This is a genomic window from Sorangium sp. So ce296, assembly GCF_051529605.1.
GTDB lineage: Bacteria > Myxococcota_A > Polyangia > Polyangiales > Polyangiaceae > Sorangium > Sorangium cellulosum_D.
The window spans coordinates 12,279,468-12,302,120 of the sequence record NZ_CP150325.1; the positions used below are offsets into that span (position 1 = coordinate 12,279,468).

Below are 22,653 nucleotides of genomic sequence, written 5' to 3' on the forward strand. Positions count from 1 at the left end.
CCGCGCGTGCGTCATCCGGTGCCGGCGCCCGAACTGGCGCGGCACGTCGATCCCATGGCGTTCTCGTCACAACAGCCCATGCCGTCCCGCACGGGGCGGTCGATCGCCCGCGTGATCCGCCGGGCTGTCCCACAGGCAGGAGCGTCGGGCTGGTAGAGGCTGTCCCCCTACATTGGAGCGCGACTTCGCCGCCTTCCTCTTGCAGAACGCTACGCGCAGCGGGTACGCTCCGGAGCGTGCTTCCGACTTCGGGTGCTGAGGATCCGCGAGCGATGCGAAGGACCCGCGAGCGAGCCATGCGCATTCGAGGCGTCACCCTTGCGACGGCGGCCCTATCTGCGCTGCTGCCGTCGCCCCTGCACGCGCAGCAGAAGCCGAAGCCGCGGCCGGTCGCCGTTTCAGAGCCGGTAATGGAGCAGCTGCCGGAGGGCGAGGGCACCGGCCTCTGCGCGGCCTCGGCCATCTCGACCAGCCCAGCGGGCGATTTCTTGCCCGACTTCACGGAAGATACCAACGAGTTCATCGACAATCACAGCCAGGATCGCCTTGAGTACGTCATTCGAACTCTCCTGGATCTGAGCAACAACAATACCGCTGGCGACGCATCCAACCCGCGGAGTTACGGCGACTTCAGGCGGCTGTCTCCGGATTGCGGCATCGGCGGCTGCAGCTTCCCGTGGGATGACCGTCCCAATTATGCGTCGATCGCCTTTGGTTCCCGTCTTCGAGGGTTCCTCACCGTCACCGAAGAGCTCGCGGGGAAGCCGGTCCACTTCGGCTTGTACGCCGATGATGCCGTGAGCCTCACCTTCTTCGACAAGAACGCTGGCGCGAGGTCAGTCTTGATCCAGCCGCCGGAGCTCGGCCTGCCGGTCTGGCGTCTCTCGAACACGGTCACGTTCGCGAAGCCAGGCCTGTACCCGATCGAGGTCCTCTATGCGGAGGTCGCCGAGCACGCCGCGTTCGAGATGTCGTATTTCGTCGGAGAGTTCGACGACTTCCATCGTGCCGCGGATGTTGACCCTGTCGTGAAGCTCAACGACAGCTTCACCGTCTTCCAGCCAACCCAGTTTTTCCAGACGCTGAGCGGCTCGCCGTCGTTCCCCGATCTCGATCAGTGCCAGCAGTGCGAGCGCCAGTTCGTCGGCCACGCCGGCAACAACGGCTGCCCTTCGAGCTACTACTGCAACGAGGCGGCCCTCTGCGCCCCGTGCGACACCGCGTTCTTCTGCGGCGAGTCCTGCTCGCCGTGCCTCGGCGACAAGCAGTTCTGCATCAACCTCGACGGCAGGAGCCAGTGCGCCGAGTGCCGCACCGACGCCGACTGCCGCGAGGGCTTCAGCTGCGATCCCGAGACGCACGTCTGCAACGAGTGCAACGTCGACCCGGACTGCCCGCGCGGCGAGATCTGCGTCGACCACACCTGCACGCCGTGCGACACGGCCGACCGGTGCGCCGGCAACTCGTGCAACTGCTGTCCGAACGGGATCAACGGCACGCAGATGGACTGCGCGGCCGTCGAGCCGGGCGGGATCGAGATGTGCGTCGAGTGCCTCACCGACGCGCAGTGCCCCGGTGACAAGGTGTGCCACGTGCCCACGGGCCACTGTGTCGACAGGCCCCTCCCGACGAACGCGCTGCCCAACTGCTGCGGCGAGGGCTGCGTCGACTGCATGCACCCCGAGGACCCGAACGACCCGCAGACACCCCCGGTGCCGTTCTGCCTCCCCGGGCCGGTCGGGACGGCGTGCGCCGCGTGCCGCAACGACATGGATTGCTCCGAGGGCCAGTACTGCCTGAGCGGCGAGTGCAAGGCGTGCGTCGAGGACCGGCGCTGCGGGATGCGCTGCGACAGCTGCGGCGGTGACACGCCGTTCTGCTCCGGCCAGTTCGCCGAGCTCGCCGTCTGCGTGCGCTGCACCTCGGACGAGCAGTGCGCCGGCACGACGTGCAACCCCGAGACGCACGAGTGCGACCCCGGGTGCATGGCGACCTGCGGCGAGGACACCCCGTACTGCGACGGCCAGCGGTGCGTCGAGTGCTACGCCGACACCCAGTGCCCCTGCGGCAACACCTGCGACCTGGAGACGAACACCTGCGACATCTCCTGCAAGTCGAACCTGGACTGCCTCGGCAACGAGCACTGCCGCTGGACCGACGAGGCGGACGCCAAGGAGTGCGCGCTCGGCCCGATGCCGGACAACGTCGCGTGCGGCGGCACCCTGGCCGAGATCTGCAGCGTCTCGGTCGTCGGCGAGAAGGGCGCCGATCCGCGGCGACCCGCCGGGCTCCTCGCCCTCGCGATGCTCGCCCTGCTCGAACGGACGCGCCGCCGGCGCAGCGGAGGTGCCTCGTGAGAATGCGCCGGCTCCTCCTCCCGCTCCTCGCGCTGGCCGGGCTCCTCGCCGAGCGCCCCGCGCTCGCGGAGGAGGGGCGCTTCGACGCCCAGGTCTTCCGCCCCGCGGCCGCCCCGCGCGACCTCGTGATGGTCCAGAAGTCCGAGGTCATCGGCAACCTCTCGCCGACCGTCGGCCTCTACAGCGACATCGCGGCCGACCCGCTCGTGCTCTTGCTCGCGGGCGACGACACGAAGCAGACCGTCAACGCCATCACCGGGCGGCTCGAGCTCGCCCTCCTCGCCGGCATCGGCTTCTTCGACGTGTTCGACGTCACGATGACCATGCCGCTCATCCTCTTCCAGGAGGGCGGCAACCTGCGTCGGTTCGGCACCGAGGGGTCGGTCAAGAGCACCACCGTCGGCGATCTCCGCCTCTCCACGAAGGTCTCGCTCCCGTACCTGAACCGGAAGGAGCAGGTCAAGGAGGGGTTCGGGATGGCGATCGCGGGCAACCTGAACTTCCCCACGGGCGACCAGAACGCGTTCGCCAGCGACGGCGCGCTGAGCGGCGGCGCGACGCTCATCGCCGACTACCGGTTCAACTTCGGGCTGCTCCTCGCCGCGAACGCCGGCATCTGGCTGCGGCCGGACAACCAGTTCGCGGGCGTGCGCGTCGGCGACATGGCGCAGTTCGGCGTGGCGGCCGAGCAGTACGTCGTGCAGCGCTGGGGGCTGTCCGTCATCGGCGAGGTGTACGGCTACCCGTCGATGACGAGCTACCCCGACGACCCCGGGCAGATCCCCGCGGAGGCGCTCCTCGGCCTGCGCTGGCAGACCAAGCACGGCATCACGATCACCTTCGGCGGCAGCTTCGGCGCGGCGTGCGGCTTCGGCGCGCCCGCGATCCGCTTCTTCAACGTCATCACGTGGCAGCCGAAGACCTCGCAGGAGCAGGAGGAGATCAACCGCCTGCAGCAGCGCGACAACGACGATCCGGATCGCGATGGCCTCATCGGCGCGGCGGACCGCTGCCCCGACGTCCCCGGGAGCCCCGAGAACTTCGGCTGTCCGGACCTGGACACCGACGGCGACGGCATCTTCGATCGCGACGACAAGTGCCCCGACAAGCCCGCGGGCCCGCACGGCAAGGACGGCTGCCCGCTCGCCTTCGTCCGGGGCGACGAGATCGTGATCACCGAGCAGGTCCACTTCGCGACCGACAGGGACATCATCCTGGAGGACTCGAATCCGACCCTCGAGGCGGTCGCGCAGGTGCTGATCGACAACCCGGAGATCCGCGAGGTGCGGATCGAGGGCCACACCGACGTGCGCGCGACGGACGTCTACAACCTGGCCTTATCCCAGCGCCGCGTGGCGAGCGTCATGGCCTACCTGATCGCGAAGGGCGTGGACCCGTCGCGCCTGCAGGCGAAGGGGTACGGGCACACGCAACCGATCTACGACGACACGGGCTGCGTCGGGCCCGACGACCAGCTGACGCCCGATTGCCAGTTCATGACGTCGAAGAACCGGCGCGTGGTCTTCCGCATCCTGCGCTACGGCAACGCGGCGCCGAAGCCGCTCACCGGGTCCCCCGAGGGGAGCGAGCAGATCTTGCCGTCGGGCGGGGTGCTGCCGCAGAAGAGCCAGGGCACGTTGCCGACCCAGGGCACGCTGCCGGGTCAGGGGGTCCTCAAGCCGAACGTGCTGCCGAGCGGCGGATCGGCGCTCCCGTCAGCGGGCGCGGTGCCCGGCGGCGCGGCGCCGCTGCCGAACCGCAGCGAGGCGGGGGGGCTCCCGAGCAAGTCGGGGGTGCTGCCGAGGTCCGGCAGCACCACGCCGCCGGCCCCCTCCTCGTCGGCTCAGCCGCCGGCGCCGCCGCCGCAGAAGCCGCCGCCGGCGCCGCGCTAGAGGCGTCGATCGTGTCGATGGTCGAGAGATGAACCGCCAAGAACGCGGTGGTGGCCGGATTTGAACATGAAGGCGGGAAGACGGGAAGAAAAGATCAATGATCTTCCTGCCTTCCCGCCTTCATGGGAATCACTCCGGGGCATATTGGGTCACCACCAAGAACGCCAAGAAGAGAAAAAGATCCTGGCGGCTTGGTGGTTCGAGCTTCTGCTCTTTCGAGCGCTGCTCTAGCCAGGCAGGAGAGCGGAGGTACGACGGGCCGCGGCAGGCTGCCCGGCCCGCGGTGGCGGCGTGCTTCGCGCGGCGCACGGGATCGACCGCGCAGGTCGAGCGCGCGCGCCGCCTCGGACACAAGAGCGCAGCGGCGCTCGAAGCGCCGGGGCGCGTTACTTTTTGGGCGCGGTCTTCGGGGGCGTGGGGGACGACGGCTTGGCCGACGTGGGCGCGGACGGCGATGGCAGGGGCGCGGACGACGACGGCTTGGCCGACGTGGCCGCGGACGGCGACGAGGGCTTCGCGCCAGGCTTGGGCGGCTGCCCGGGCTTGCCCGGCGCCGTCGAAGCCGCAGGCGCAGCGGCGTCCTCGTACGGCTCGTCGGACGCAGGCGCAGCCTCCTCCGCCGGCGGCGCCTCCGGCTCGGCTGCCGCCGCGGAGTCGGCGGGCTTCGTCGCCGGATGGAACGTCAGCGGCTTCGCCTCGCCTTCCGTGCGGCGGACCCAGATCACCGCGGTCCCGCTCGCGACGCTGGCATAACGGCCGTCCTCGGTGCGGATCTCCTCGTTCACCGCCTCGATGACCGCATCGCCGCCCACCGCGCACGCAGCCTTGCGGAGCGACTCGAGGCGCTCCGCCTCGGTCCGAGCCTCGGGATCGCTCGCGATGGGCTGAAGGCGATGGTACTCGCGATCGGGCAGCTGGCCTGCCGGTACGACGTGCATGTCGCTGCAGAACTCACCGGAAGGCGTGCGTTTGTCCCGGAAGGGGGTGCTGCAACCGGCGATCAGCGCGGCACCCAGTGCCGCCGAGAGGAGGAGGCGCTGCATGGTGCCTTCTTACCAGCGATGAGACGCGCGATGCAAACCCCGCGCATCGCGGACGACGCCGATCCGCAGGACAGGCGCCTCCCGGCAGGCAGACCACCGGCCACGCGGGCGCGCACCCGCGCGCCCGTGTTCCGATCGCGTGAACGCCTGGCTATGCTCGCGGGCGATGCGCCCGCTCGAACGACGCCCTCGTCTCGTCCCTCTCGTCCTCGGCGCGGCGCTCGCCGCCGCGTGCGGCGCGTCCCAGCCGGCGCCGCGCGCCGCCCCGGGCGAGGCCGCCCCCGTCGAGGCGAGCGCCCCGAGCGCCGCCGCATGCCTCACGGCCGCCAACGCGAAGCGGCAACCCCGCGCCGACGAGCCGGCGCGCATCGGCGTGAAGCACGTCCTCGTCCGCTACGCCGGCGCCGATCGCGCCGAGGGCGCGACGCGCACGCGCGAGGAGGCCTGCCTGCGCGCGATGGAGGCGCGCGACAAGATCCGCGGCGGCGCCGACTTCGACGAGGTGGTGACGCAGTACAGCGAGGAGGCGGGCGCCGCCTCGCGCGGCGGCTCGCTCGGCACCGTGGAGCGCGCCGACGTCCTGCCGCCCTTCGCCGACGCCGCGTTCGAGCTCGAGCTCCACCAGCTCAGCGACGTCGTGGAGACCCGCTATGGGTTCCACGTGATCTTCAGGACCGAATAGCCCTCCTGCCGCGCGCAAGGCCCCTGTTCGCGACCGCTCTACTCCACGCTACCCGCGCGCGACTCGCGCCGCGCGCCTCGCCCGAGGGTTGCGTTCTCGGCGGAGGCGCAGCATGAAGCACCCATGCGCGCCCACCAGCTCTTCGCCGCCCTCGCCGTGATGATCGCCTCGCCAGCGCTGCTGATCGCCGCGTGCAAGTCGAGCGACGCTCCCGAGGATGCGGGCCCGGCGCCGGCCGACATCGCCGCGCCGACCGCGACGGCGCCGCTGCCCGCGGCGACCGGGACCGTGCCCGCCGCGACGCCGGCGACGCCGGCCGCGCCCGCGGCGCCCGCGAAGGCGTCGCCGGCGCAGCCCGCGGCGGGCACCAAGGCGGACGCGGGCGCTTCGCCCGACGGCGGCGACGGCGGCGCGCCGAAGGACGGGGGCCCCACCGGAACGCTCGACGCGGGGGCGCTCTCGGGCAAGCTCGCGGCGTGCGGCGCCAAGTGCCAGTCGATCCTCCAGACCTGCCTCACGCCGAAATTCCCCGCGGACGGCGGCCTGCCGAAGATCGAAAATCCGGCGGCGTGCCAGAAGTCGTTCGACGACTGCCGCGACGCCTGCGCGCCGTAGCGCCCGCCGCGCGGGCAGAGGGGCGGCAGCCCGGGCTACCTCGGGGCCGCGGCCGCCGCGCCCGGCAGCGTCACGCGGAAGAGCGCGCCGCCGGCCTCGCCGGTCGACACCGTGATGTCGCCGCTCATCGCCTCGACGAGGTGCTTCGCGATCGACAGGCCGAGCCCGGTGCCGCCCGACGCGCGGGAGCGCCCCGGATCCACCCGATAGAAGCGCTCGAACACGCGAGCCTGGTGCGCCGCCGGGATGCCCGGGCCGTCGTCCTCGACCTCCAGGATCACGCGCCCGTTCGCGGCCCTCGCGCGCACCTCCACGCGCGACCCCTCCGGCGTGTGGTGGATCGCGTTGTCGACGAGGTTGGTCAGGACCTGGTCGAGCGCGCGCGGATCCGCCTCGACGAGCGTGCCCCACGCGACGTCGACGGTCACCTCGGTCCGCTTCTCCCGGGCGCGCCCGCGCAGCAGCGCCACCGCGGCCTCGGCCTGCGCCGCGAGGTCGAGCGTGCCCGGCGACAGCGACCGCTCGCGGCCCTCGATGCGCGACAGGTCGAGCAGATCGTTCACGAGCCGGTGCAGCCGCGCCGCGTTCCGCTCGATCACCTCGACGAAATCCCGCGCGGCCGCCGGGTCGTCCAGCGCGCCGCCGAGCAGCGTCTCGCTGCTCGCGCGGATCGACGCGACCGGCGTGCGCAGCTCGTGCGACGCGTTGGCGATGAAGTTGCGCTGCAGCCCCTCGATGCGCCGCAGCTCCGTCACGTCGAAGAAGACGGCGACGACCCCCGCCGCGCCGCGGCCCTGCGCCGGCAGCGTGAGCGGCGCCGCGTTCACGACGAGGATCCGGCGCCCCGGCGGCCCCGCCGCGCCCGGCGACGCCGGCGCGATCTGGATCTCGCGCGTCGCCGCCGCGCGCGCGAGCGCGACCTCCTCGATGAGCTCGTGCAGGCTCGCGGAGCGGAGCACCTCGAGCGGCGGGCGACCGACCGCGTCCCCGCGGATGCCGAGCAGCTGCGAGAGCGCCGGGTTGACCAGCGTGATGTCGCCCCGCTCGTCCGTGACGAGCACGCCCTCGCGCATCGACTCGAGCACCGCGCCGAACCGCTCGCCCTCGCCCCCGAGCTCGCGCCGCGAGCGCTCCAGGCTCTCGGCGAGCTCGTCGAGCGCGCCGCCGAGCGCGGCGATCTCGTCGCGCCCCTGCACGCGCGCGCGCCGGCTCAGATCGGCGCGCATCTCCCGCGCGACGCCGGTCAGGTAGACGAGCCGCCCGGAGAGCGCGCTCGCGCCGGCGAGCGCCGCGCCCACGGCGAGCACGAGCGCCAGGATCGTCCCCTCCACGACGCGCGTGTGGGCGGCGGACAGGCTGCGGTCGATCGCGACCGGCTCGAACGCGAGCCGCACGACCCAGGGCCCCTCCGGCCGGTCGAGCCGCTGCGCCGCGTACAGCATCCTCATCCGCGTCGTCTTGCTCACGCGCTCGCTGCGCCCCGTGCCGTGGTGCCGCGCGTCGGCGACCTCGTCGCGCGTCGCGTGGGCCTCGAGGCCGCCGAGCCGCTCCGGCGCGACCGACGAGTCGCCCCGCACCGCGCCGCCCGGATCGATGAGCGTGACGCGCGCCCCGGCGCTCGCCGACAGCGCCGACGCGAGCGCGGGCGCCTCGGCCGCGAGGTCGACCGCCCTCGCCGCGGCCTCGGTGACGAGCGCCGTCCGCGCGGCCAGGTCGGCCGCCGTGTGCTCCCCGAGCTCCGCGCCCAGCGTCTTCACGACGTAACCGTCGAACACCACCGCCGCGAGGACCGCGATCCCCACGGCGAACGCGATGAGCTTGCTCCGAATACCCATGTCACCCGCGTGCCGAGCGCCCGGCGCGCGCCACGTGCGCGACGGCGCGAAGTGGATGATGTTACCTAGTTTTGTCTGGTCCGTGACGACTCGTTGACGTGATGCGGGGAGACGGGTAAACGGCCCGCTCCATGGGACTGACCCGTGATGCCGTCTTCTTCGACGCGCTGGCCAACCACGCGCAGCGGAGCGTCGCGGCAAGCGAGCTCCTCCTGGAGATGCTCGACCAGCTCGACGAGGCGCCGGCGCTGGCGAGGCGGATCTCCGACCTCGAGGACGAAGGCGACAAAATTACCCACGGATGTCTGGCCGCCCTCCACCAGACCTGGATCACCCCGCTCGATCGCGAGGAGATCCACGCGCTCATCACCCGGCTCGACGACGTCCTCGACTGCATCGAGGCGGCGAGCGTGCGGATCGTGCTCTTCGAGGTCGGCAGCGCCCTCCCGGAGGCGCGGCAGCTCGCGCAGGCGGTGGTCGACTCGTGCACCGCCATGAGCTCCGCCGTCCAGTCGCTCAGGGACCTGAAGCGGCAACCGAACCTCCTCGAGCTCTGCGTCGAGATCAACAAGCTCGAGAACGCGGCCGACGGCCACTATCGCACGGCGCTGGCGGCGCTCTTCAAGAAGGGGAACGACCCGCTGCTCGTGATGAAGTGGCGAGACATCTACGACCTCCTGGAGAACGCGACGGACCGCTGTGAGGACGTCGCGAACATCATCGAGGGCATCGTGCTCGAGCACGCATGACAACCTACATCCTCGCCATCCTCGTGATCGCGCTGGTGTTTGACTACATCAACGGCTTTCACGACGCCGCGAACTCGATCGCGACCGTCGTCTCGACGCGCGTCCTGTCGCCCCGCACCGCGGTCATCTGGGCCGCCGCCTTCAACTTCATCGCGTTCGCCCTGTTCGAGCCCACGGTCGCGCGCAACATCGCGAAGGGGGTCGAGCCGGCGTTCATCACCCCGAACGTCATCCTGGGCGGCCTGCTCGGCGCGATCATCTGGAACCTGCTCACCTGGTGGTGGGGGCTGCCGTCGTCGTCGTCGCACGCGCTCATGGGCGCGTTCGCGGGGGCGGCGGTGAAGAGCGCGGGGCGGCTGTCGGTGCTCGACGCGACGGTCTTCGGCAAGACGGCGGCGTTCATCCTGGTGTCGCCCCTGCTCGGCGCGATCATCGGGTTCTCGCTCATGCACGGCATCCGGCTGCTCGCCAAGGGCTGGACGCCCGGCAAGGTGAGCTCCCGGTTCCGCCGGCTGCAGCTGCTCTCCGCCGCCGCCTACTCGCTCGGGCACGGCGGCAACGACGCCCAGAAGACGATGGGCATCATCACGGCGCTCCTCATCTCCGCCGGCCTCCAGGAAGGCGGCCACGAGCCGAAGCCGATGCTCTGGGTCGTGCTCGTCTGCCACGCCGCGATGGGCCTCGGCACGCTCTCCGGCGGCTGGCGCATCGTGAAGACGATGGGCATGAAGATCACGAAGCTGAAGCCGGTGGGCGGCTTCGCCGCCGAGACGGCCGGCGCGGCGACGCTGTTCAGCGCCACGGCGCTCGGCATCCCCGTGAGCACGACCCACACGATCACGGGCGCGATCGTCGGCGTCGGCGCCACCAGCGGGCGCCTCTCCACCGTCCGCTGGGGCGTCGCCGGCCGCATCGTCTGGGCCTGGATCTTCACGATCCCCGCCTCGGCCATCCTCGCCGCCACCGTCTACACCGTCGCGCGCCTCATCAGCGGCGTGCCCTGACCGCCCGGCCGGGCGCGTCGGCTCGCCGCGCCGGGCGCTCCCGGCGCCTTCGCCCGGCGCGACGAGGGCTTACGGAGCCCGCCCCGCGTCCCCATAGCGCGGCCATGCGGGCGCTGGTGACGGGGGCGGCGGAGGCGCAGGGCGGGGCGATCGCGCGGGCGCTGCTCGCCCGAGGCCACCGCGTGCGCGCCTTCTCCCGCGGGCCCGGCGACCCGGGCGCGGCGCGGCTCATCGAGCTCGGCGCCGAGGTCGTCCAGGGGAGCCTCGACGAGCCGCGCGCGGCCGCGCGCGCGGCGGCCGGCGTCGACGCGGTCTTCGCCGTGGGCGCGCCGCTCGACGGCGGCCCCGGCGCCTGGGACGCCGAGGTGCGGCGCGGGCTCGCCGCCGCCGAGGCGGCCAGGGCCGCCGGCGGCGCGCACCTCGTCTACGCCTCGGCCGCCGGCGCCGACCGGGGCACGGGGATCCCCCAGCTGGAGAGCAAGGCGGCCGCCGAGCGGCGCATCGCCGCGCTCGGCGTTCCCTGCACGATCCTCGCGCCCGTCTATCTCATGGAGGACCTGCTCTCGCCCGCGGCGCTCCTCGGCCTCCAGCGCGGCGTCTACGCCGTCCCGCTCCCGGCGGGCTGCCGGCTCCAGCAGCTCGCCGCCGACGATCTGGGGCGGTTCGCGGCGCTCGTGCTCGAGCGCCGGCGCGACTTCCTCGGGCGCCGCGTCGAGCTCGCGTCCGACGAGCTCACAGGCGCCGAGGCCGGCGCGGCGCTGTCCCGCGTGGCCGGCCGCGAGATCCGCTACGCCGAGGTGCCGCTCGCCGAGGTGCGCGCGCGCAGCGAGGGCCTCGCCGCGATGTTCCGCTGGCTCGCCCGCGGCGGCCCCGGCGTCGACATCGCGGCCCTCCGCGCCCTGTCCCCGGAGGTCGGGTGGCGGCGCTTCGAGGACTGGGCGCGCGAGCACCTCGCGGGCGCGCTCACCCGCGCGGTCGCCTGAGAGCCGGCGCGGCTCAGCCGTGCGACCCGGGCGCGCGGCTCGTCCGGCCGCCCCCGAGGCTGATGAAGTGGTCGAGGATCCAGGTCTTGAAGCGCTGCAGGTCGAGCCGATCGAGCAGCGGCAGGAACGCGCGCTCGACCCCGTCCTCGCGGCGGATGGAGGCGAAATCCAGCACGCCGACGTCGTTCGCGGCCAGCACGTACGGCATCACCTCGGTGCGCCCCTCGTCGAAGGCCGAGAGCAGCAGCGACGCCTTGAGGAACGCGGCCGACACGTCGAGGAAGGCGGGGCGGATGCCGCGGATGTACCGGCTGAACGGCTCCGCGATGACGCGCTTGTCCGGCGTGTCGCGGAGCCCCGCGCCCTCGAGCTGCTGCTTCAGGAACACGCTCGCCGACACGCCGGGGTGCTCCTTGCGGCGGCGCTCGGCCTCGTAGCCCTCCGCGACGATCACGAGCGCGTAGTCGGCGCGCCCGAGGCCCTCGGCGAGCTCGCCCAGCACGTCCTGGGGGAAGCGGAAGAAGGGGAGCACGATGAGGTGCGCGCGCGCCGCCACCGCGCAGTGCAGCGCGTGCCGCCCGCTGCGGTTGCCCATCATCTCGAGGATGTAGATGCGCTTGTGCGTGTACGCGTCCTCGTAGAGCCCGCGCGCGATGTTGGCGCCCGTCTCCACGCCCGACAGGAAGCCGATCGCGCGATCGCCCTCCAGGTCGTTGTCGATGGAGACGTTGACGAAGCCGGACTGCGGGCGGACCTCGAACTCGTCGAGCCACGCCTTGATGCCCTCGAACGTGCCGTTGCCGCCGACGCAGATGAGGTGCGTGAACCCCTGCTCCTTGAACGTCACGGCGGCCTGCTTGCGCTTCTCGCGATCGAGGAAGCCGGTGTAGCGCTCGCTCCGGAAGTCGCTGCCGGCGTCGAGCACGCGCCGCCCCATCGAGCGCGCCGGGATGCCCTGCGCGAGCAGGGAGTAGCGCTGGCGGCGGCTCATGATGAGGCGCTCGAAATGGGGCTGGGCGCGCGCGTCCGCGGTCAGGGAGCGGAAGCCCTCGGTCGCGGCCCACACCTCGAAGCCTCGTCGCGCCGCCTCCTCGGTCAGCGCGACAGCGACCGAGGAGTAGCCGGGGGCATTGCCGCCGTCGAAGACGAGCAGCAGGCGCTTGTCCGATGCCGGAAGGGTGTCGGGACGTCCGAACTCGACGATGCTGGTCATGGCGCCGGCCTTCTACCACGCGACGCCCGCGTTGGCCGAGCGATTGTCACGCGTTCGAAGCCGTCGCCCGGCGACGCTGGGCGTCGACCGATCGTGCCGCGCCGCGTGGTGTCGGGCGAGCACGCCGCGTCGACGAGCGACGCGGCGTCGACGAGCGACGCGTCGTCAGCGAGCGCGCCGCGTCGACGAGCGACGCGTCGTCAGCGAGCGCGCCGCGTCGACGAGCGACGCGGCGGCGCGCCGCTCACCCCGTGTTCCGCATGCCGGCGGCGATGCCGTTCAGCGTGAGCAGGAGCGAGCGATCGCGATCGGAGTCCCCGCCGCGGCTCGCCCGCAGGAGCTCGACTTGCAGGAATGAAAGGGGGTCGACGTAAGGATTGCGCAGCGAGATGGACCGCTGGAGCGTCGGGTTGCTGTCGAGCAGCCGCCGGTTGCCCGTGAGCCGCTTGAGCCACGACCGCGTCAGCCGGTACTCGGCGATGATCCGCGGCGCGACCGCCTTCCGCGCCGCGGCCGGCGCGAGCTCGGCGTAGCCCGCGAAGATGTTCATGTCGGCCTTCGCGAGCACCATCTCGACGTTGTCGATGACCGCCCGGAAGAACGGCCACGACGCCATCATCTCCTTCAGCAGCTCCGCGCCCTCGGGCCGCTGGCCCATCGCCTCCAGGCCGCTGCCGACGCCGTACCAGCCCGGCAGGATCGCCCGGTTCTGCGTCCACGCGAAGACCCACGGGATCGCGCGCAGCGACTCGAGGCCGCCCGCGCGCCGCTTGCTCGGGCGCGAGCCGAGCGGCAGGCGCGCGATCTCGTCGATCGGGGTCACCGCCGTGAAGAACTCCACGAACTTGGGCTCCTCCCAGACGAGCCCGCGGTAGACGCGGCGCCCCGTCTCGGCGAGCTCGTCGAACGCGGCGGCGTAGCGCAGCTCGGACGCGGTGGGCGGCCGCGGCTGCGCGCCCAGCGTGTGCAGGATGACGCCGCTGAGCATGAGCTCCAGCGTGCGCATCGCGAGCTCGGGCCGGGCGTACTTGTGGTCGAGCGCCTCGCCCTGCTCCGTCGCCTTGTAGCGGCCGCCGACGCTGCCGGCCGGCAGGGCGAGCAGCGCCTGGTGCGCCGGGCCGCCGCCGCGCGCCACCGACTCGCCGCGGCCGTGGAAGACGCGGAGCGGCAGCTCGGCCTCGGCGGCGATCTTCGGCAGCGTCTCCTGCACGCGCCGGAGCGCCGCGCTCGCCGCGAGCAGGCCGACCTCCTTGCCGGAGTCGCTGTAGCCGATCATCACCTCCTGCACGCCGCGGGCGAGGACGTGCGGGCGGTACTCCGGGTGGGCGAGCAGCGCGCGCAGGATCCGCGCGCTGTCGTTCAGCGCGCCGAGCGACTCGAACAGCGGGACCACGTCGATGCGCGCGCACGAGCGGGCCTCGTCCCACAGCCCGGCGGCCTTCGCGCACGCGAGCGCGGCGAGGACGTCGTTCTCGCTATGGGTCATCGACAGGACGAGCGTGCGGCACGCCGACTCGCCGCTGTCGCGCTGGGCGGCGGCGATCCGCTGGAGCGCCTCGAAGACGCGGCGCGCCTCCGGCCCCATCTGCGCCGGCTCGATCCGGCCCTCCGCGACCTCGGCCGCCGCGGCGCGGGCGTCCTCGGCGGGGGCGCGCATCTCGAGCTCGGCGAGCGCGAACCCGAGCGCGCGCACCTGCGACAGGAGCGCGCGGGCGCGCCGCTCGCCGGAGTGCCCGGAGCGCGCGGCGCGGAGGCTGTCGGCGACGAGCGCGAGGTCGCGCTCGAGCTCCGCGGGCTCGCGGTACGGGACGGCGAGCGTCGGCTCCTCCGGGCGCACGAACGCGCGCCCCTCGAGCGCGGGGCCCTGGCCGTAGCGCGCGCGGGCCTCGGCGCGGCCGTGCTCGGCGTGCTCCAGCGTGGCGGTGAGGCGCGCCTCGATGAAGCGCAGCTTGCGGCGCCACGGCTCGCCCTCGGTGCGCGGCCCGAAGTGCGCGGCCACCTCCGGCATCGCGGCGGCGTCCTCCTCGATCGAGGCGAGCAGCCAGGGCGGCGGCGTCACGTGCCGGAGCGACTGCGACAGCGCGCCGCCGAGCTCGCGCGCGGCGCGGATGAGCCGGCGCAGGCCGCGGATGCGGTAGGCGAACAGCGCGTCCTCGAGCACGGCGGGCACGACCAGCGGGTTGCCGTCCATGTCGGCGCCGACCCACGAGTGAATGCGGAGCGGCACGAACTCGGCGTCGAGCGGCTCGCCGTACGCGGCCTCGAACGCGCGCCCGATCGCGGCGGGGAGCTCGGGGAGCAGGTCCCAGAGGATCTCCTCGATGTACCAGGCGACGTTCTTCACCTCGTCGCCGACGGTGGGCCGATCGCGGCGCACCTCGTCGGTCTGCCAGAGCGCGGTGATCTCCTCGCGGATCTCGGCGAGCTTCTTCGCCGACTCGTCCGGCGTGAGCTTGCAGCGGTCGCGCTCCTCGAGGTTGCGCGCGATGCGGTAGAGCTTCTCGAGGACGGTGCGCCGCGCGGCCTCGGTCGGGTGCGCGGTGAGGGTGAGCGTGACGTCGAGCGAGCGGAGCGCGGCGCGCACGCGCTCCGCGGGCACGCCCGCCTCCTTGAGCGCGCGCATCGCGGCCTCGAGCGAGCCGCGCTGCGGGCGCGCGTCGGGGTCGGTCGCGTACGCGCGCGCGCGGCGGATGCGGTGGTGCTGCTCCGCCAGGTTGACGAGGCGGAAGTAGACGGTGAACGCGCGGATGACGGGCTCGATGCGATCGTGCGGCAGGCTCGCGAGCAGCTTGCTGAGCTCCGCCTCCGCGTGCGCGCGCCCGTCGCTCGGGCCGCGACGCCTCCGGATGGCGAGCGTGCGGATGCGCTCCTCGAGCGCGAAGAGATCTTCTCCCTCCTGCTCGATCAGCACTTCACCGAGCAGGCGGCCAAGCAGGCGAACTTCTTTACGAAGAGGTCGATCGACCTCGCGGCGACGCGGCGGCATGCGGCGAGCCTAGCGCGACGCGGCGTAAAACGGACCACCGAGTGTGGCCCGGGCGGACTGTCGGGCGCTCCCGGGGGGAAGGTGATGGAGCTCACCGGCGGCGCGAGAGCGCGGCCGGGGTGCCGGGGCAGGGGAGCGAGGGCGCTCGCGGCGGCCGCCGAGCGCGCCGGGAGCGCCCTGGCGGGCGGCAGCGGGGGCTGCCGGCTGAGCTCGCGAGGGCCTTTGCTGAGAAGAAAGATTTCACGTGAAGATGAAAGTCGTGAGAATGATTGATCTTTATCTTGCGTTTCCGTCCAACATCGCGGGGGTAGCGCGTCCGAGCGGGCGCTCGTGGTGAGGCGGGAGCGGAAGCTGGTGGGCGGGGAGCCCGGCTCTCGAGGCGCCCAGTGCGCACGGGTAGGCAGACAGGCGGGCAGGCGGGCAGCGCAGCCAGGGCAGGCGAGGCAGGCGCCGCGAGGTCGATGCTCCCGGGCCTTTCGAGGCCGCGCCGAGCTCGTGTACGCTCCGGCGGATGGCCGATGACGTCTTCGGGATCGTCGGCACGACCCAGGGGGCGTTCAAGGTGGAGCGGGTCGTCGCCGAAGGGGGGTTCGGCGTCGTGTACCGCGCGTACCATGAGGCGTTCCGCGCGCCGGTCGCGCTGAAGTGCCTCAAGGTCCCCGGGACGCTGCCCGAGGAGCTGCGCGCGCAGTTCCTCGACAAATTCCGCGAGGAGGCGGAGCTCCTGTTCCGCCTCTCGGCGGCGATCCCCGCGGTGGTCCGGCCGCTGCACCACGACGTGATCTCGACCGCGGGCGGCGTCTTCGTCCCGTTCATCGCGCTGGAGTGGCTCGAGGGCAGCACGCTCGCGAGCCACATCGCCGCCCGCGCTGCAGAGCGGCGGCCGCCGCTCTCGCCGATCGAGGTGATCCGGCTGCTCACCCCGGTGGCGCGGGCGCTCGAGGCGGCGCACCGCTTCCCCGGGCCGAGCGGCCCCACGTGCGTGGTGCACCGCGATCTCAAGCCGGCCAACATCTTCCTCGCCCAGACCCACGGCGCCGAGGTCGTGAAGATCCTCGACTTCGGGATCGCCCGCGCCCGCGACGCCGCGACGGTCATGGCCGGCCAGACCGCGACCACGTCGGGCGGCCTCTCGACGGCGTTCACGCCCGCGTACGGCGCGCCCGAGCAGTGGGCGCCGAAGCGCTTCGGCAAGACGGGCCCGTGGACCGACGTCTGGGGCCTCGCGGTCACCGCGGTCGAGGCGCTCGCCGGCCGCGAGATCATCGCCGGGGATCACGTCGCCATGATGGGCACGGTGCTCGACGAGAAGCGCCGCCCCACCCCGAGGAGCGAGGGCGTCCTCGTGCCCGACGCGCTCGAGGGCGCCTTCCGGCGCGCGCTGGCCGTGGATCCGCGCGATCGCTTCCGGGACCTCGGCGCGTTCTGGGACGAGGTCGAGCAGGCGCTCGGGCTCCCGCAGAGCGCGCCGCCGATCGCGCTGCCCGGCCGCGGCCCCGCGCCGCCCGGCGCCCGCCGCCCCTCGGCGTCGCCCGCGGCCGCGCGAGCCACGCGCGCGCTGGATCGCCCGGGCGCCGGGCTCACGTCGCCGGCGTCGTTCGCGGACGAGGCCACGCGGGAGCTCGATCTGCCGGAGCGCGGCGGCCGCCTCCCGGCGCACAGCCTGCCCACCGAGCCGGTCGTGCCGCTCGCGCTCGACTGGTCTCCCCCGGCGCCCCCGCCCTTCGCGCGGCCGTCGTACGCGCCGTCGCGGATGCCGCCCCCGATGACGGCCCGCGCGCCCGCGCGCCCCAGCCTGAGCGCCGGCGAGCTCATGGCCATGTTCGCCTTGCCCGTGCGGCTCGCGGGCGCGGCCGTCGTCATCACGCTCCTCGATCTCGGGGCCGCGTCGCTGCTCTTCGACGGCGAGCGCATCGGCGTGGGCCCGCTCCGGCTCCTCCACCTCGCGGTGGGCCTCGTGGTCCTGGGGATCGGGATCGCGGTCTTCCGGCTGTTCGCGTCGGATCGCTAGCGCGCTCCATGGCCGTGAGATCGCAGGACCTCGGCGACGCGCGATGGGACGACATCCGCATCTTCCTCGCCCTCCACCGCCACGGCAGCCTGGGCCAGGCGGGCGTGCGGCTCGGCCTCGACACCTCGACGGTGAGCCGCCGCCTGACGGCGCTCGAGGCGACGCTCGGCGCGCGCCTCTTCGATCGGACGCGCGAGGGCCTCGTCCCGACGCGCGTCGCCGAGCTCGTGCTGCCCGCGGCCGAGGCGATGGAGGCGGCGCACCGGCGCCTCGCGCGCGACGCCTCGGGCGCCGAGGCGGACGCGGAGGGCGTCGTGCGCCTCAGCGTCGCCCCCGGGTTCGCCGACTCGTTCGTCGTGCCGACGCTGGTGCGCCTCCGCGCGCGCCACCCCGGGATCCGGATCGAGCTCGACGCGTCCGTGCGCGTGCTCGATCTCACCCGGCGCGAGGCGGATCTCGCGCTGCGCTCGGTCCGGCCGGAGGGCGCCGACCTCGTCGCGACGAAGCTCGCGTCGGCGCGCTGGGTCGCCGCGGCCTCGGCGGAGCTCGCGCGGGACGCCGGCCGCGTCGAGGCGTGGGACGCCCTGCCGTGGATCACCTGGGATCGCGACCTCGCCAGCTTCCCTCCGGCGCTCTGGCTCGCGCGCCACGCCCCCGGCGCGGAGATCGCGCTGCGCACGAGCTTCTTCCGGTCGCAGATCACCGCGGCCGAGCTCGGCCTCGGCGCCGCGCTGGTCCCGGAGCCGTACCTGCGCGTGCACGCGCTCACGCCGCTCGGGTTCGCGGGCGCGCTCGAGGCGAGCGCGGCCGAGTGGCCGACCGACCACCTCTGGCTCGTCGGGCACCGCGCCCTGCGCGACGTGCCCCGCGTGTCCGCCGTGTGGAGCTTCCTGCTCGAGGAGCTCAGGTCGCGGTGAGCCGGCGCGCGGCGCTAGGGCTCGCGGCGCACGCCCGTCGAGCCGTAGCCGCCCGCGCCGCGCGCCGTGGGCGCGAGCGCGGAGACCAGGACCACGTCGGCGAGGGCGACCGGGCAGATCACGAGCTGCGCGATCCGATCGCCCCGGCTCACGGTGAACGGCTTCGCGCCGAGGTTGATCAGGACGACCTTGATCTCCCCGCGGTAATCCGGGTCGATCGTCCCGGGGGAGTTGAGCACGGTGATCCCGTGGTGGAGGGCGAGCCCCGAGCGCGGGCGCACCTGCCCCTCGTAGCCGTCGGGGAGGGCGACGGCGTAGCCCGTGGGCAGGAGCTTCCGCTCCCCGGGCGCGAGCGTCACCGGCGCGTCGACGGCGGCGCAGAGATCGAGCCCGACGGCTCCCTCGGACTTGTAGGCGGGCGGCGGGACCTCGACGGATCCCACCTGGAGGAAAGGCACCTGGATGCGCACGCGCCGGAGCCTAGTTCAGCGCCCCGGAGATCCCGTCAGGATTTCCGCGATCACGGGCGCGGCAGCACCGCCTCGAGCCCGGAGCCGCGGAGCGCCTCGAGCGCCGTGTCCGACCACGCCCGCGCCCGATCCGAGAAGCCGGCCTCGACCGCGCGCCGGAGCAGCTCGAGCGCGCCCTCCAGGTTTCCGTCCTTGGCGCTCGCGCGCGCGGCGCCGTAGGCGTCCTCGCTCTGGCCCGCGCGGCGGAAGATCGCCTCGTAGAGCCGCGCCGACCAGTCGAACGCGCCGTGCGCGAACGCGATCTCCGCCATCCTCCGCGCGTCGTCCTCCGAGAGCTGCTCCACGATGTCGAGCGCGACCGCGGCCGCCCGCGCCACCTCGCCTTGCTCGACGAGCACACGGATCAGCGGCCCGGCGACCTCCTTCCGGTCGTCGCCGGCCTCGCGGGCGGCCTCCAGGACCTTGCGCGCCTGCCGGAGCTCGCCGAGCGCGAGGTGCACCGCGCCGACCAGCGCCGGATCCGGCTCGCCGTGCTTGCGCGCCTGCGCGAGCGACTCGCCCGCGCGCGTCGTGTCGCCGAGGAGCAGGTGCGACCAGCCGATGAGCTCGTGCGCCTCCCGGATCGCGCGCTTCGGCGGCGCCGGGGACTGCGCGAGCACCTCGTTCGCCAGCGCGATCGCCTCGTCCGTCCGCTCGTCCTCCACGGCCCGGCGCGCCCGCTGGAGCAGGACCGCCGTCTCGGGCGGCACCGGCTCCTCGTGGAGCGCGGCGCGCCGGCGGTTCATCGCCGGCGACGAGGCCGCCGGCTCGCTGCGGAACCGCTGCAGGCTCTGGAAGGCGGACATGACGAGGATCAGCGAGAAGAAGAAGAACCCCGCGCGGAGGAAGAAGATGGCGAGCAGGACGGCGGCGACGCCCGAGATCCCCGCCGTCAGCCGGCCCCGCCGCGGGCCGAGCGCGTGCTCGAGCACGTGGCCGCCGTCGAACGGGAGCACGGGGATCAGGTTGAGGATGCCCCACCACACGTTGACCGTGATGAGCATCTCCATCCCGCTCAGCACCATGATCGGGAGGGCGTAGAGCGCCGGGACATAGAGGAGCAGGAGGTGCAGGACGCCGGCGACGAAGAACCCGGCGAAGGGGCCGGCCAGGCTGATGATCACGTGCTGGAGCCGACCGAGCGGCAGGAGCGACCGCCATGTCGTGGTCCCCCCCATGAAGTGCAGCGTGATCTCCGGCTCGATCCGGTGCCGCTTGATGGCGAACGCGTGACCGAACTCGTGCATGAGGACCGACAGGAAGACCACGAGGACCCACACGAGGAACTGCTGGTACTGTTCCCTGGCCAAGATCCCGAACCCGAGCAGCGCGGCGGAGAGCCAGAACCCGAGCTGGACGTCGACCGAGACTCCAAACAGACGGAAGCTCATGCGCATGTAATAAGGCCTGCGGGCCGTCTGCTCAATGATTGCCGTGCGGACGCGGCCTGCCCTAGAGTGCGCCGCGCGACCTTTTCGCGCGGCCGCGTGCCCCTCCGGCGCCTCCGGCCGCGCGCTCGACGCGGCGTTGGGAGCGAGCATGGGCAGCGGGATCCGGGTCAGGAAATGGGCGTTCGCCGGGGTTGCTGCGGCGGGCATGGCGTGCGGCGCCGCGCCGCCGCCTGGGCCGCCCGCTCCGCCGCCGGACGCGCCGCCGTCCGGGGTCGCGCCGGCCCCGGCCCGCCCCCCGGAGGCCGCCGCGCCGCCCGCGGCGTCCGCGGACGCCGTCGCGCCGCCGCCGGCCGCGCCGCCGGAGTTCTCGGTTCCGCCCAACACGGCGGTCCTGCACATCGGCGACTCGTTCGCGCTCGCGGGCTTCGCGCAGGCGCTCCGTCCGCGGATGGAGGCGCACCGCGTCCGCTACGCGGTGAAGGCGGAGACCAGCTCGTACACGGTGACGTGGGCCTCCAGGATGGAGCTCCTCGTCGCCAACTACCAGCCGGACCTCGTGATCATCAGCCTCGGCGCCAACGAGGTCGAGAACGTCAATCCCCCGGCCCACGCCGGCGCGGTCCGGCGCATCGTCAAGGCGATCGGCGGCCGCCCGTGCGTGTGGGTCTCCCCGCCGCTCTGGCGGAAGGACACCGGGATCATCGACGTGATCCGGACCAACTCGGCGCCGTGCCGCTTCTTCGACTCCGACGCGCTGGTGCCCGGCCCCCTCCCGCGCAAGAAGGACAAGATCCACCCGAACGAGGTGGGCGGCGCGCGCTGGGCCGACGCCTTCTGGGCCTGGCTCATGGCGGAGCACCTGCCGCCGGGCGAGGGCGAGGGCGGCGAGGCGACGAAGCGCAGCCCCTGGGCGCTCCGGCCGTCCCCGCCGGAGGAGCACCGATCGCGGGCGCAGCCGCCGGAGAGCGCGCTCCAGCAGAGCGAGCCGGCCGCCGCTCGGCAGGCCGAGCGGCTCTGAATTGCTCCGGGCACGATCTCGCGCACGCGCACGCGCACGGGGATGCCAGACGAGGACGGGAGAGGGGAGACGGAAGACGGAGGACGGCACCATGGGCCGCCCGAGCGCGAAGCCCGCCGCAATCCCCTACGCCGGCGACGACGTCGCCACCCCGACGCCGCGGTGGACCAGCCCCGGATCGTGCCCGAGCGCGCCCGCGATCGCGGCGCGCACGTCCCGCATGAGCCGGTTGCGCCCGCCCGCGCCGTAGGGCGCCGGATCGATCGGCGGCATGATCGTGACCACCACCCGGTGGTGCTGCTGCACCACGTAATCCTTCGCCCTCAGCACGTGCCGCGTCCCGTCGATCGCGACCGGGAGGATCGGCGTGTTCGTCTCGATCGCCATCCTGAACCCGCCGCTCTTGAACGGCAGGAGCGCGCCGGTCCGGCTCCGCGTGCCCTCCGGGGCGATCCAGACCCGCGTGCCGTCCTGGAGCATCGAGGCGCCGACCTGCAGGCTCGCGCTCGCCTGGACATGGTCGCTCCGGTTGATCCGGATGAACCCGGCCGCCTTCATCGCCTGGCCGAAGACGGGGACGTTGAACAGCTCCTTCTTCGCGATCATCCGGAGCCGCCCCGGGATCGCCCGGAACACCACCGGGATGTCGAAGAGGCTCTGGTGATTCGACATCACCACGAACGGCCGCATCCCCGCCGCATGCTCGCGCCCGCGCACCACGAGATCCACGTCGGCGTCCTCGAGGACCTTGCGCGCCCACCAGTCCAGCCGCTCATCGCAACGCTCGAGCGTCACGCGGCCCACCATCGCGTCCACCACGGTCGGAACGCAGATCCGGGCCGTGTCGAAGATTCCCATGAACGTCGTATGAAGGCTCATCGCTCTGGTTCCGCTGGGTGAGGGGTCGCGTGCGCGCTCGCGCGATCAGGCCCTGCCGGGCGCGGCGGACGAGCGGCCCTCCGGGGGGGCGCCGTGCTCATCCGGGATGCGAACGCGTCGAGTATACCACTCAACCCGCAGCTGTGGTGCCCGTTACCGTCACCACCACGCGGCGCACGTGCGGAGAGCTACGGTGCTCCCAGACATACAGGGCTTGCCATGTCCCGAGCGCGAGGCGCCCGCCGGAGATCGGGATCACCTCGCTCGATCGGGTGACGGCGCTGCGGAGGTGACCGGGCATGTCGTCGGGGCCCTCGTCGTCGTGCTCGTAGTCGCGGCCCTCCGGCGCGAGGCGCGACATCCAGCGCTCCAGATCGCGGAGGACGGCCGGATCGGCGTTCTCCTGGATGACGAGGCTCGCCGAGGTGTGCTGGAGGAACACGGCGCAGAGCCCGACGTCGACGCCGGCGCTGGCGACGACGCGCGCGACCTCGCGCGTGATGTCGACGAAACCGCGGCCGCTCGTGCGGACCTCGAGCGTGCGCTGGACGATGGTGGTCACCGCGCCA

At 73.3% G+C, this 22,653-nt stretch carries 18 protein-coding genes; 10 read left to right on the forward strand and 8 right to left on the reverse strand.

Annotated elements, in window-relative coordinates:
- Positions 1–296: 296 nt before the first annotated feature.
- Both traA and WME98_RS45310 read left to right on the forward strand, forming a co-directional pair.
- Positions 297–2,357, forward strand: coding sequence for an outer membrane exchange protein TraA family protein (traA, locus tag WME98_RS45305; protein WP_437947817.1), 2,061 nt, complete (start codon positions 297–299; stop codon positions 2,355–2,357).
- 2 nt (positions 2,358–2,359) lie between these two features.
- Entirely contained in the window at positions 2,360–4,249 is a 1,890-nt protein-coding gene (locus WME98_RS45310) for an OmpA family protein (protein WP_437947819.1), read from the forward strand.
- Between the two features lie 386 nt (positions 4,250–4,635).
- On the opposite strand, the gene WME98_RS45315 is transcribed toward WME98_RS45310, so the two are convergent.
- Complete coding sequence (locus WME98_RS45315) at positions 4,636–5,292, reverse strand: hypothetical protein (protein ID WP_437947820.1); 657 nt, start codon at positions 5,290–5,292, stop codon at positions 4,636–4,638.
- Between the two features lie 166 nt (positions 5,293–5,458).
- Between WME98_RS45315 and WME98_RS45320 the strand changes: the two genes are divergently transcribed.
- Positions 5,459–5,974 carry a peptidylprolyl isomerase gene (locus WME98_RS45320; protein WP_437947822.1) on the forward strand — a complete coding sequence of 172 codons (516 nt, stop codon included), beginning with the start codon at positions 5,459–5,461 and terminating at the stop codon, positions 5,972–5,974.
- 123 nt (positions 5,975–6,097) lie between these two features.
- A complete protein-coding gene (locus WME98_RS45325) occupies positions 6,098–6,589 on the forward strand; it encodes a hypothetical protein (protein WP_437338735.1) in 492 nt (163 codons plus the stop codon).
- A gap of 35 nt (positions 6,590–6,624) precedes the next feature.
- Here WME98_RS45325 and WME98_RS45330 read toward each other — a convergent pair whose 3' ends face one another.
- Positions 6,625–8,424: a HAMP domain-containing sensor histidine kinase gene (locus WME98_RS45330; RefSeq protein ID WP_437947823.1), complete on the reverse strand. Its 1,800-nt coding sequence runs from the start codon at positions 8,422–8,424 to the stop codon at positions 6,625–6,627.
- A gap of 131 nt (positions 8,425–8,555) precedes the next feature.
- Here WME98_RS45330 and WME98_RS45335 point away from each other — a divergent pair, with 131 nt between their 5' ends.
- From WME98_RS45335 to WME98_RS45345, 3 genes are all read left to right on the forward strand, one after another.
- Complete coding sequence (locus WME98_RS45335) at positions 8,556–9,173, forward strand: DUF47 domain-containing protein (RefSeq protein ID WP_061621730.1); 618 nt, start codon at positions 8,556–8,558, stop codon at positions 9,171–9,173.
- Positions 9,170–10,177 (forward strand): inorganic phosphate transporter, encoded by a 1,008-nt coding sequence (locus WME98_RS45340; RefSeq protein WP_061621731.1) that lies wholly within the window; start codon positions 9,170–9,172, stop codon positions 10,175–10,177. Before WME98_RS45335 ends, WME98_RS45340 begins: the two co-directional genes overlap by 4 nt.
- A gap of 104 nt (positions 10,178–10,281) precedes the next feature.
- Positions 10,282–11,160, forward strand: a complete 879-nt coding sequence (locus WME98_RS45345) for an NmrA family NAD(P)-binding protein (protein ID WP_437947825.1) — start codon at positions 10,282–10,284, stop codon at positions 11,158–11,160.
- Between the two features lie 13 nt (positions 11,161–11,173).
- Here the strand turns inward: WME98_RS45345 and WME98_RS45350 are convergent, their stop codons facing one another.
- Both WME98_RS45350 and WME98_RS45355 read right to left on the reverse strand, forming a co-directional pair.
- A complete protein-coding gene (locus tag WME98_RS45350; protein ID WP_061622868.1) occupies positions 11,174–12,373 on the reverse strand; it encodes a 6-phosphofructokinase in 1,200 nt (399 codons plus the stop codon).
- 244 nt (positions 12,374–12,617) lie between these two features.
- On the reverse strand, positions 12,618–15,359 hold the full coding sequence (locus WME98_RS45355) for a phosphoenolpyruvate carboxylase (RefSeq protein ID WP_437947826.1): 2,742 nt from the start codon (positions 15,357–15,359) through the stop codon (positions 12,618–12,620).
- 511 nt (positions 15,360–15,870) lie between these two features.
- Between WME98_RS45355 and WME98_RS45360 the strand changes: the two genes are divergently transcribed.
- A complete protein-coding gene (locus WME98_RS45360; protein ID WP_437947827.1) occupies positions 15,871–17,370 on the forward strand; it encodes a serine/threonine-protein kinase in 1,500 nt (499 codons plus the stop codon).
- 8 nt (positions 17,371–17,378) lie between these two features.
- Positions 17,379–18,287, forward strand: coding sequence for a LysR family transcriptional regulator (locus WME98_RS45365; protein WP_437947828.1), 909 nt, complete (start codon positions 17,379–17,381; stop codon positions 18,285–18,287).
- Positions 18,288–18,301: 14 nt separating this feature from the next.
- Here the strand turns inward: WME98_RS45365 and dut are convergent, their stop codons facing one another.
- Both dut and WME98_RS45375 read right to left on the reverse strand, forming a co-directional pair.
- Positions 18,302–18,757 (reverse strand): dUTP diphosphatase, encoded by a 456-nt coding sequence (dut, locus tag WME98_RS45370; protein WP_437338742.1) that lies wholly within the window; start codon positions 18,755–18,757, stop codon positions 18,302–18,304.
- Between the two features lie 50 nt (positions 18,758–18,807).
- A complete protein-coding gene (locus tag WME98_RS45375) occupies positions 18,808–20,187 on the reverse strand; it encodes a site-2 protease family protein (protein ID WP_437947830.1) in 1,380 nt (459 codons plus the stop codon).
- A 148-nt stretch (positions 20,188–20,335) separates the two neighbouring features.
- Between WME98_RS45375 and WME98_RS45380 the strand changes: the two genes are divergently transcribed.
- Positions 20,336–21,205, forward strand: a complete 870-nt coding sequence (locus tag WME98_RS45380) for an SGNH/GDSL hydrolase family protein (protein ID WP_437947831.1) — start codon at positions 20,336–20,338, stop codon at positions 21,203–21,205.
- 126 nt (positions 21,206–21,331) lie between these two features.
- Here the strand turns inward: WME98_RS45380 and WME98_RS45385 are convergent, their stop codons facing one another.
- Positions 21,332–22,084, reverse strand: a complete 753-nt coding sequence (locus WME98_RS45385) for a lysophospholipid acyltransferase family protein (RefSeq protein WP_437947832.1) — start codon at positions 22,082–22,084, stop codon at positions 21,332–21,334.
- Positions 22,085–22,214: 130 nt separating this feature from the next.
- Complete coding sequence (locus tag WME98_RS45390) at positions 22,215–22,646, reverse strand: secondary thiamine-phosphate synthase enzyme YjbQ (RefSeq protein WP_061623647.1); 432 nt, start codon at positions 22,644–22,646, stop codon at positions 22,215–22,217.
- Between the last annotated feature and the right edge of the window lie 7 nt (positions 22,647–22,653).

What these genes read in the sequence shown, in the direction of transcription:
- traA (WP_437947817.1), top strand. Translation starts at nt 297, where the DNA reads ATGCGCATTCGAGGCGTCACCCTTGCGACGGCGGCCCTATCTGCGCTG.
- WME98_RS45310 (WP_437947819.1), top strand. Translation starts at nt 2,360, where the DNA reads ATGCGCCGGCTCCTCCTCCCGCTCCTCGCGCTGGCCGGGCTCCTCGCC.
- WME98_RS45315 (WP_437947820.1), bottom strand. Translation starts at nt 5,292, where the DNA reads ATGCAGCGCCTCCTCCTCTCGGCGGCACTGGGTGCCGCGCTGATCGCC.
- WME98_RS45320 (WP_437947822.1), top strand. Translation starts at nt 5,459, where the DNA reads ATGCGCCCGCTCGAACGACGCCCTCGTCTCGTCCCTCTCGTCCTCGGC.
- WME98_RS45325 (WP_437338735.1), top strand. Translation starts at nt 6,098, where the DNA reads ATGCGCGCCCACCAGCTCTTCGCCGCCCTCGCCGTGATGATCGCCTCG.
- WME98_RS45330 (WP_437947823.1), bottom strand. Translation starts at nt 8,424, where the DNA reads ATGGGTATTCGGAGCAAGCTCATCGCGTTCGCCGTGGGGATCGCGGTC.
- WME98_RS45335 (WP_061621730.1), top strand. Translation starts at nt 8,556, where the DNA reads ATGGGACTGACCCGTGATGCCGTCTTCTTCGACGCGCTGGCCAACCAC.
- WME98_RS45340 (WP_061621731.1), top strand. Translation starts at nt 9,170, where the DNA reads ATGACAACCTACATCCTCGCCATCCTCGTGATCGCGCTGGTGTTTGAC.
- WME98_RS45345 (WP_437947825.1), top strand. Translation starts at nt 10,282, where the DNA reads ATGCGGGCGCTGGTGACGGGGGCGGCGGAGGCGCAGGGCGGGGCGATC.
- WME98_RS45350 (WP_061622868.1), bottom strand. Translation starts at nt 12,373, where the DNA reads ATGACCAGCATCGTCGAGTTCGGACGTCCCGACACCCTTCCGGCATCG.
- WME98_RS45355 (WP_437947826.1), bottom strand. Translation starts at nt 15,359, where the DNA reads ATGCCGCCGCGTCGCCGCGAGGTCGATCGACCTCTTCGTAAAGAAGTT.
- WME98_RS45360 (WP_437947827.1), top strand. Translation starts at nt 15,871, where the DNA reads ATGGCCGATGACGTCTTCGGGATCGTCGGCACGACCCAGGGGGCGTTC.
- WME98_RS45365 (WP_437947828.1), top strand. Translation starts at nt 17,379, where the DNA reads ATGGCCGTGAGATCGCAGGACCTCGGCGACGCGCGATGGGACGACATC.
- WME98_RS45375 (WP_437947830.1), bottom strand. Translation starts at nt 20,187, where the DNA reads ATGAGCTTCCGTCTGTTTGGAGTCTCGGTCGACGTCCAGCTCGGGTTC.
- WME98_RS45380 (WP_437947831.1), top strand. Translation starts at nt 20,336, where the DNA reads ATGGGCAGCGGGATCCGGGTCAGGAAATGGGCGTTCGCCGGGGTTGCT.
- WME98_RS45385 (WP_437947832.1), bottom strand. Translation starts at nt 22,084, where the DNA reads ATGAGCCTTCATACGACGTTCATGGGAATCTTCGACACGGCCCGGATC.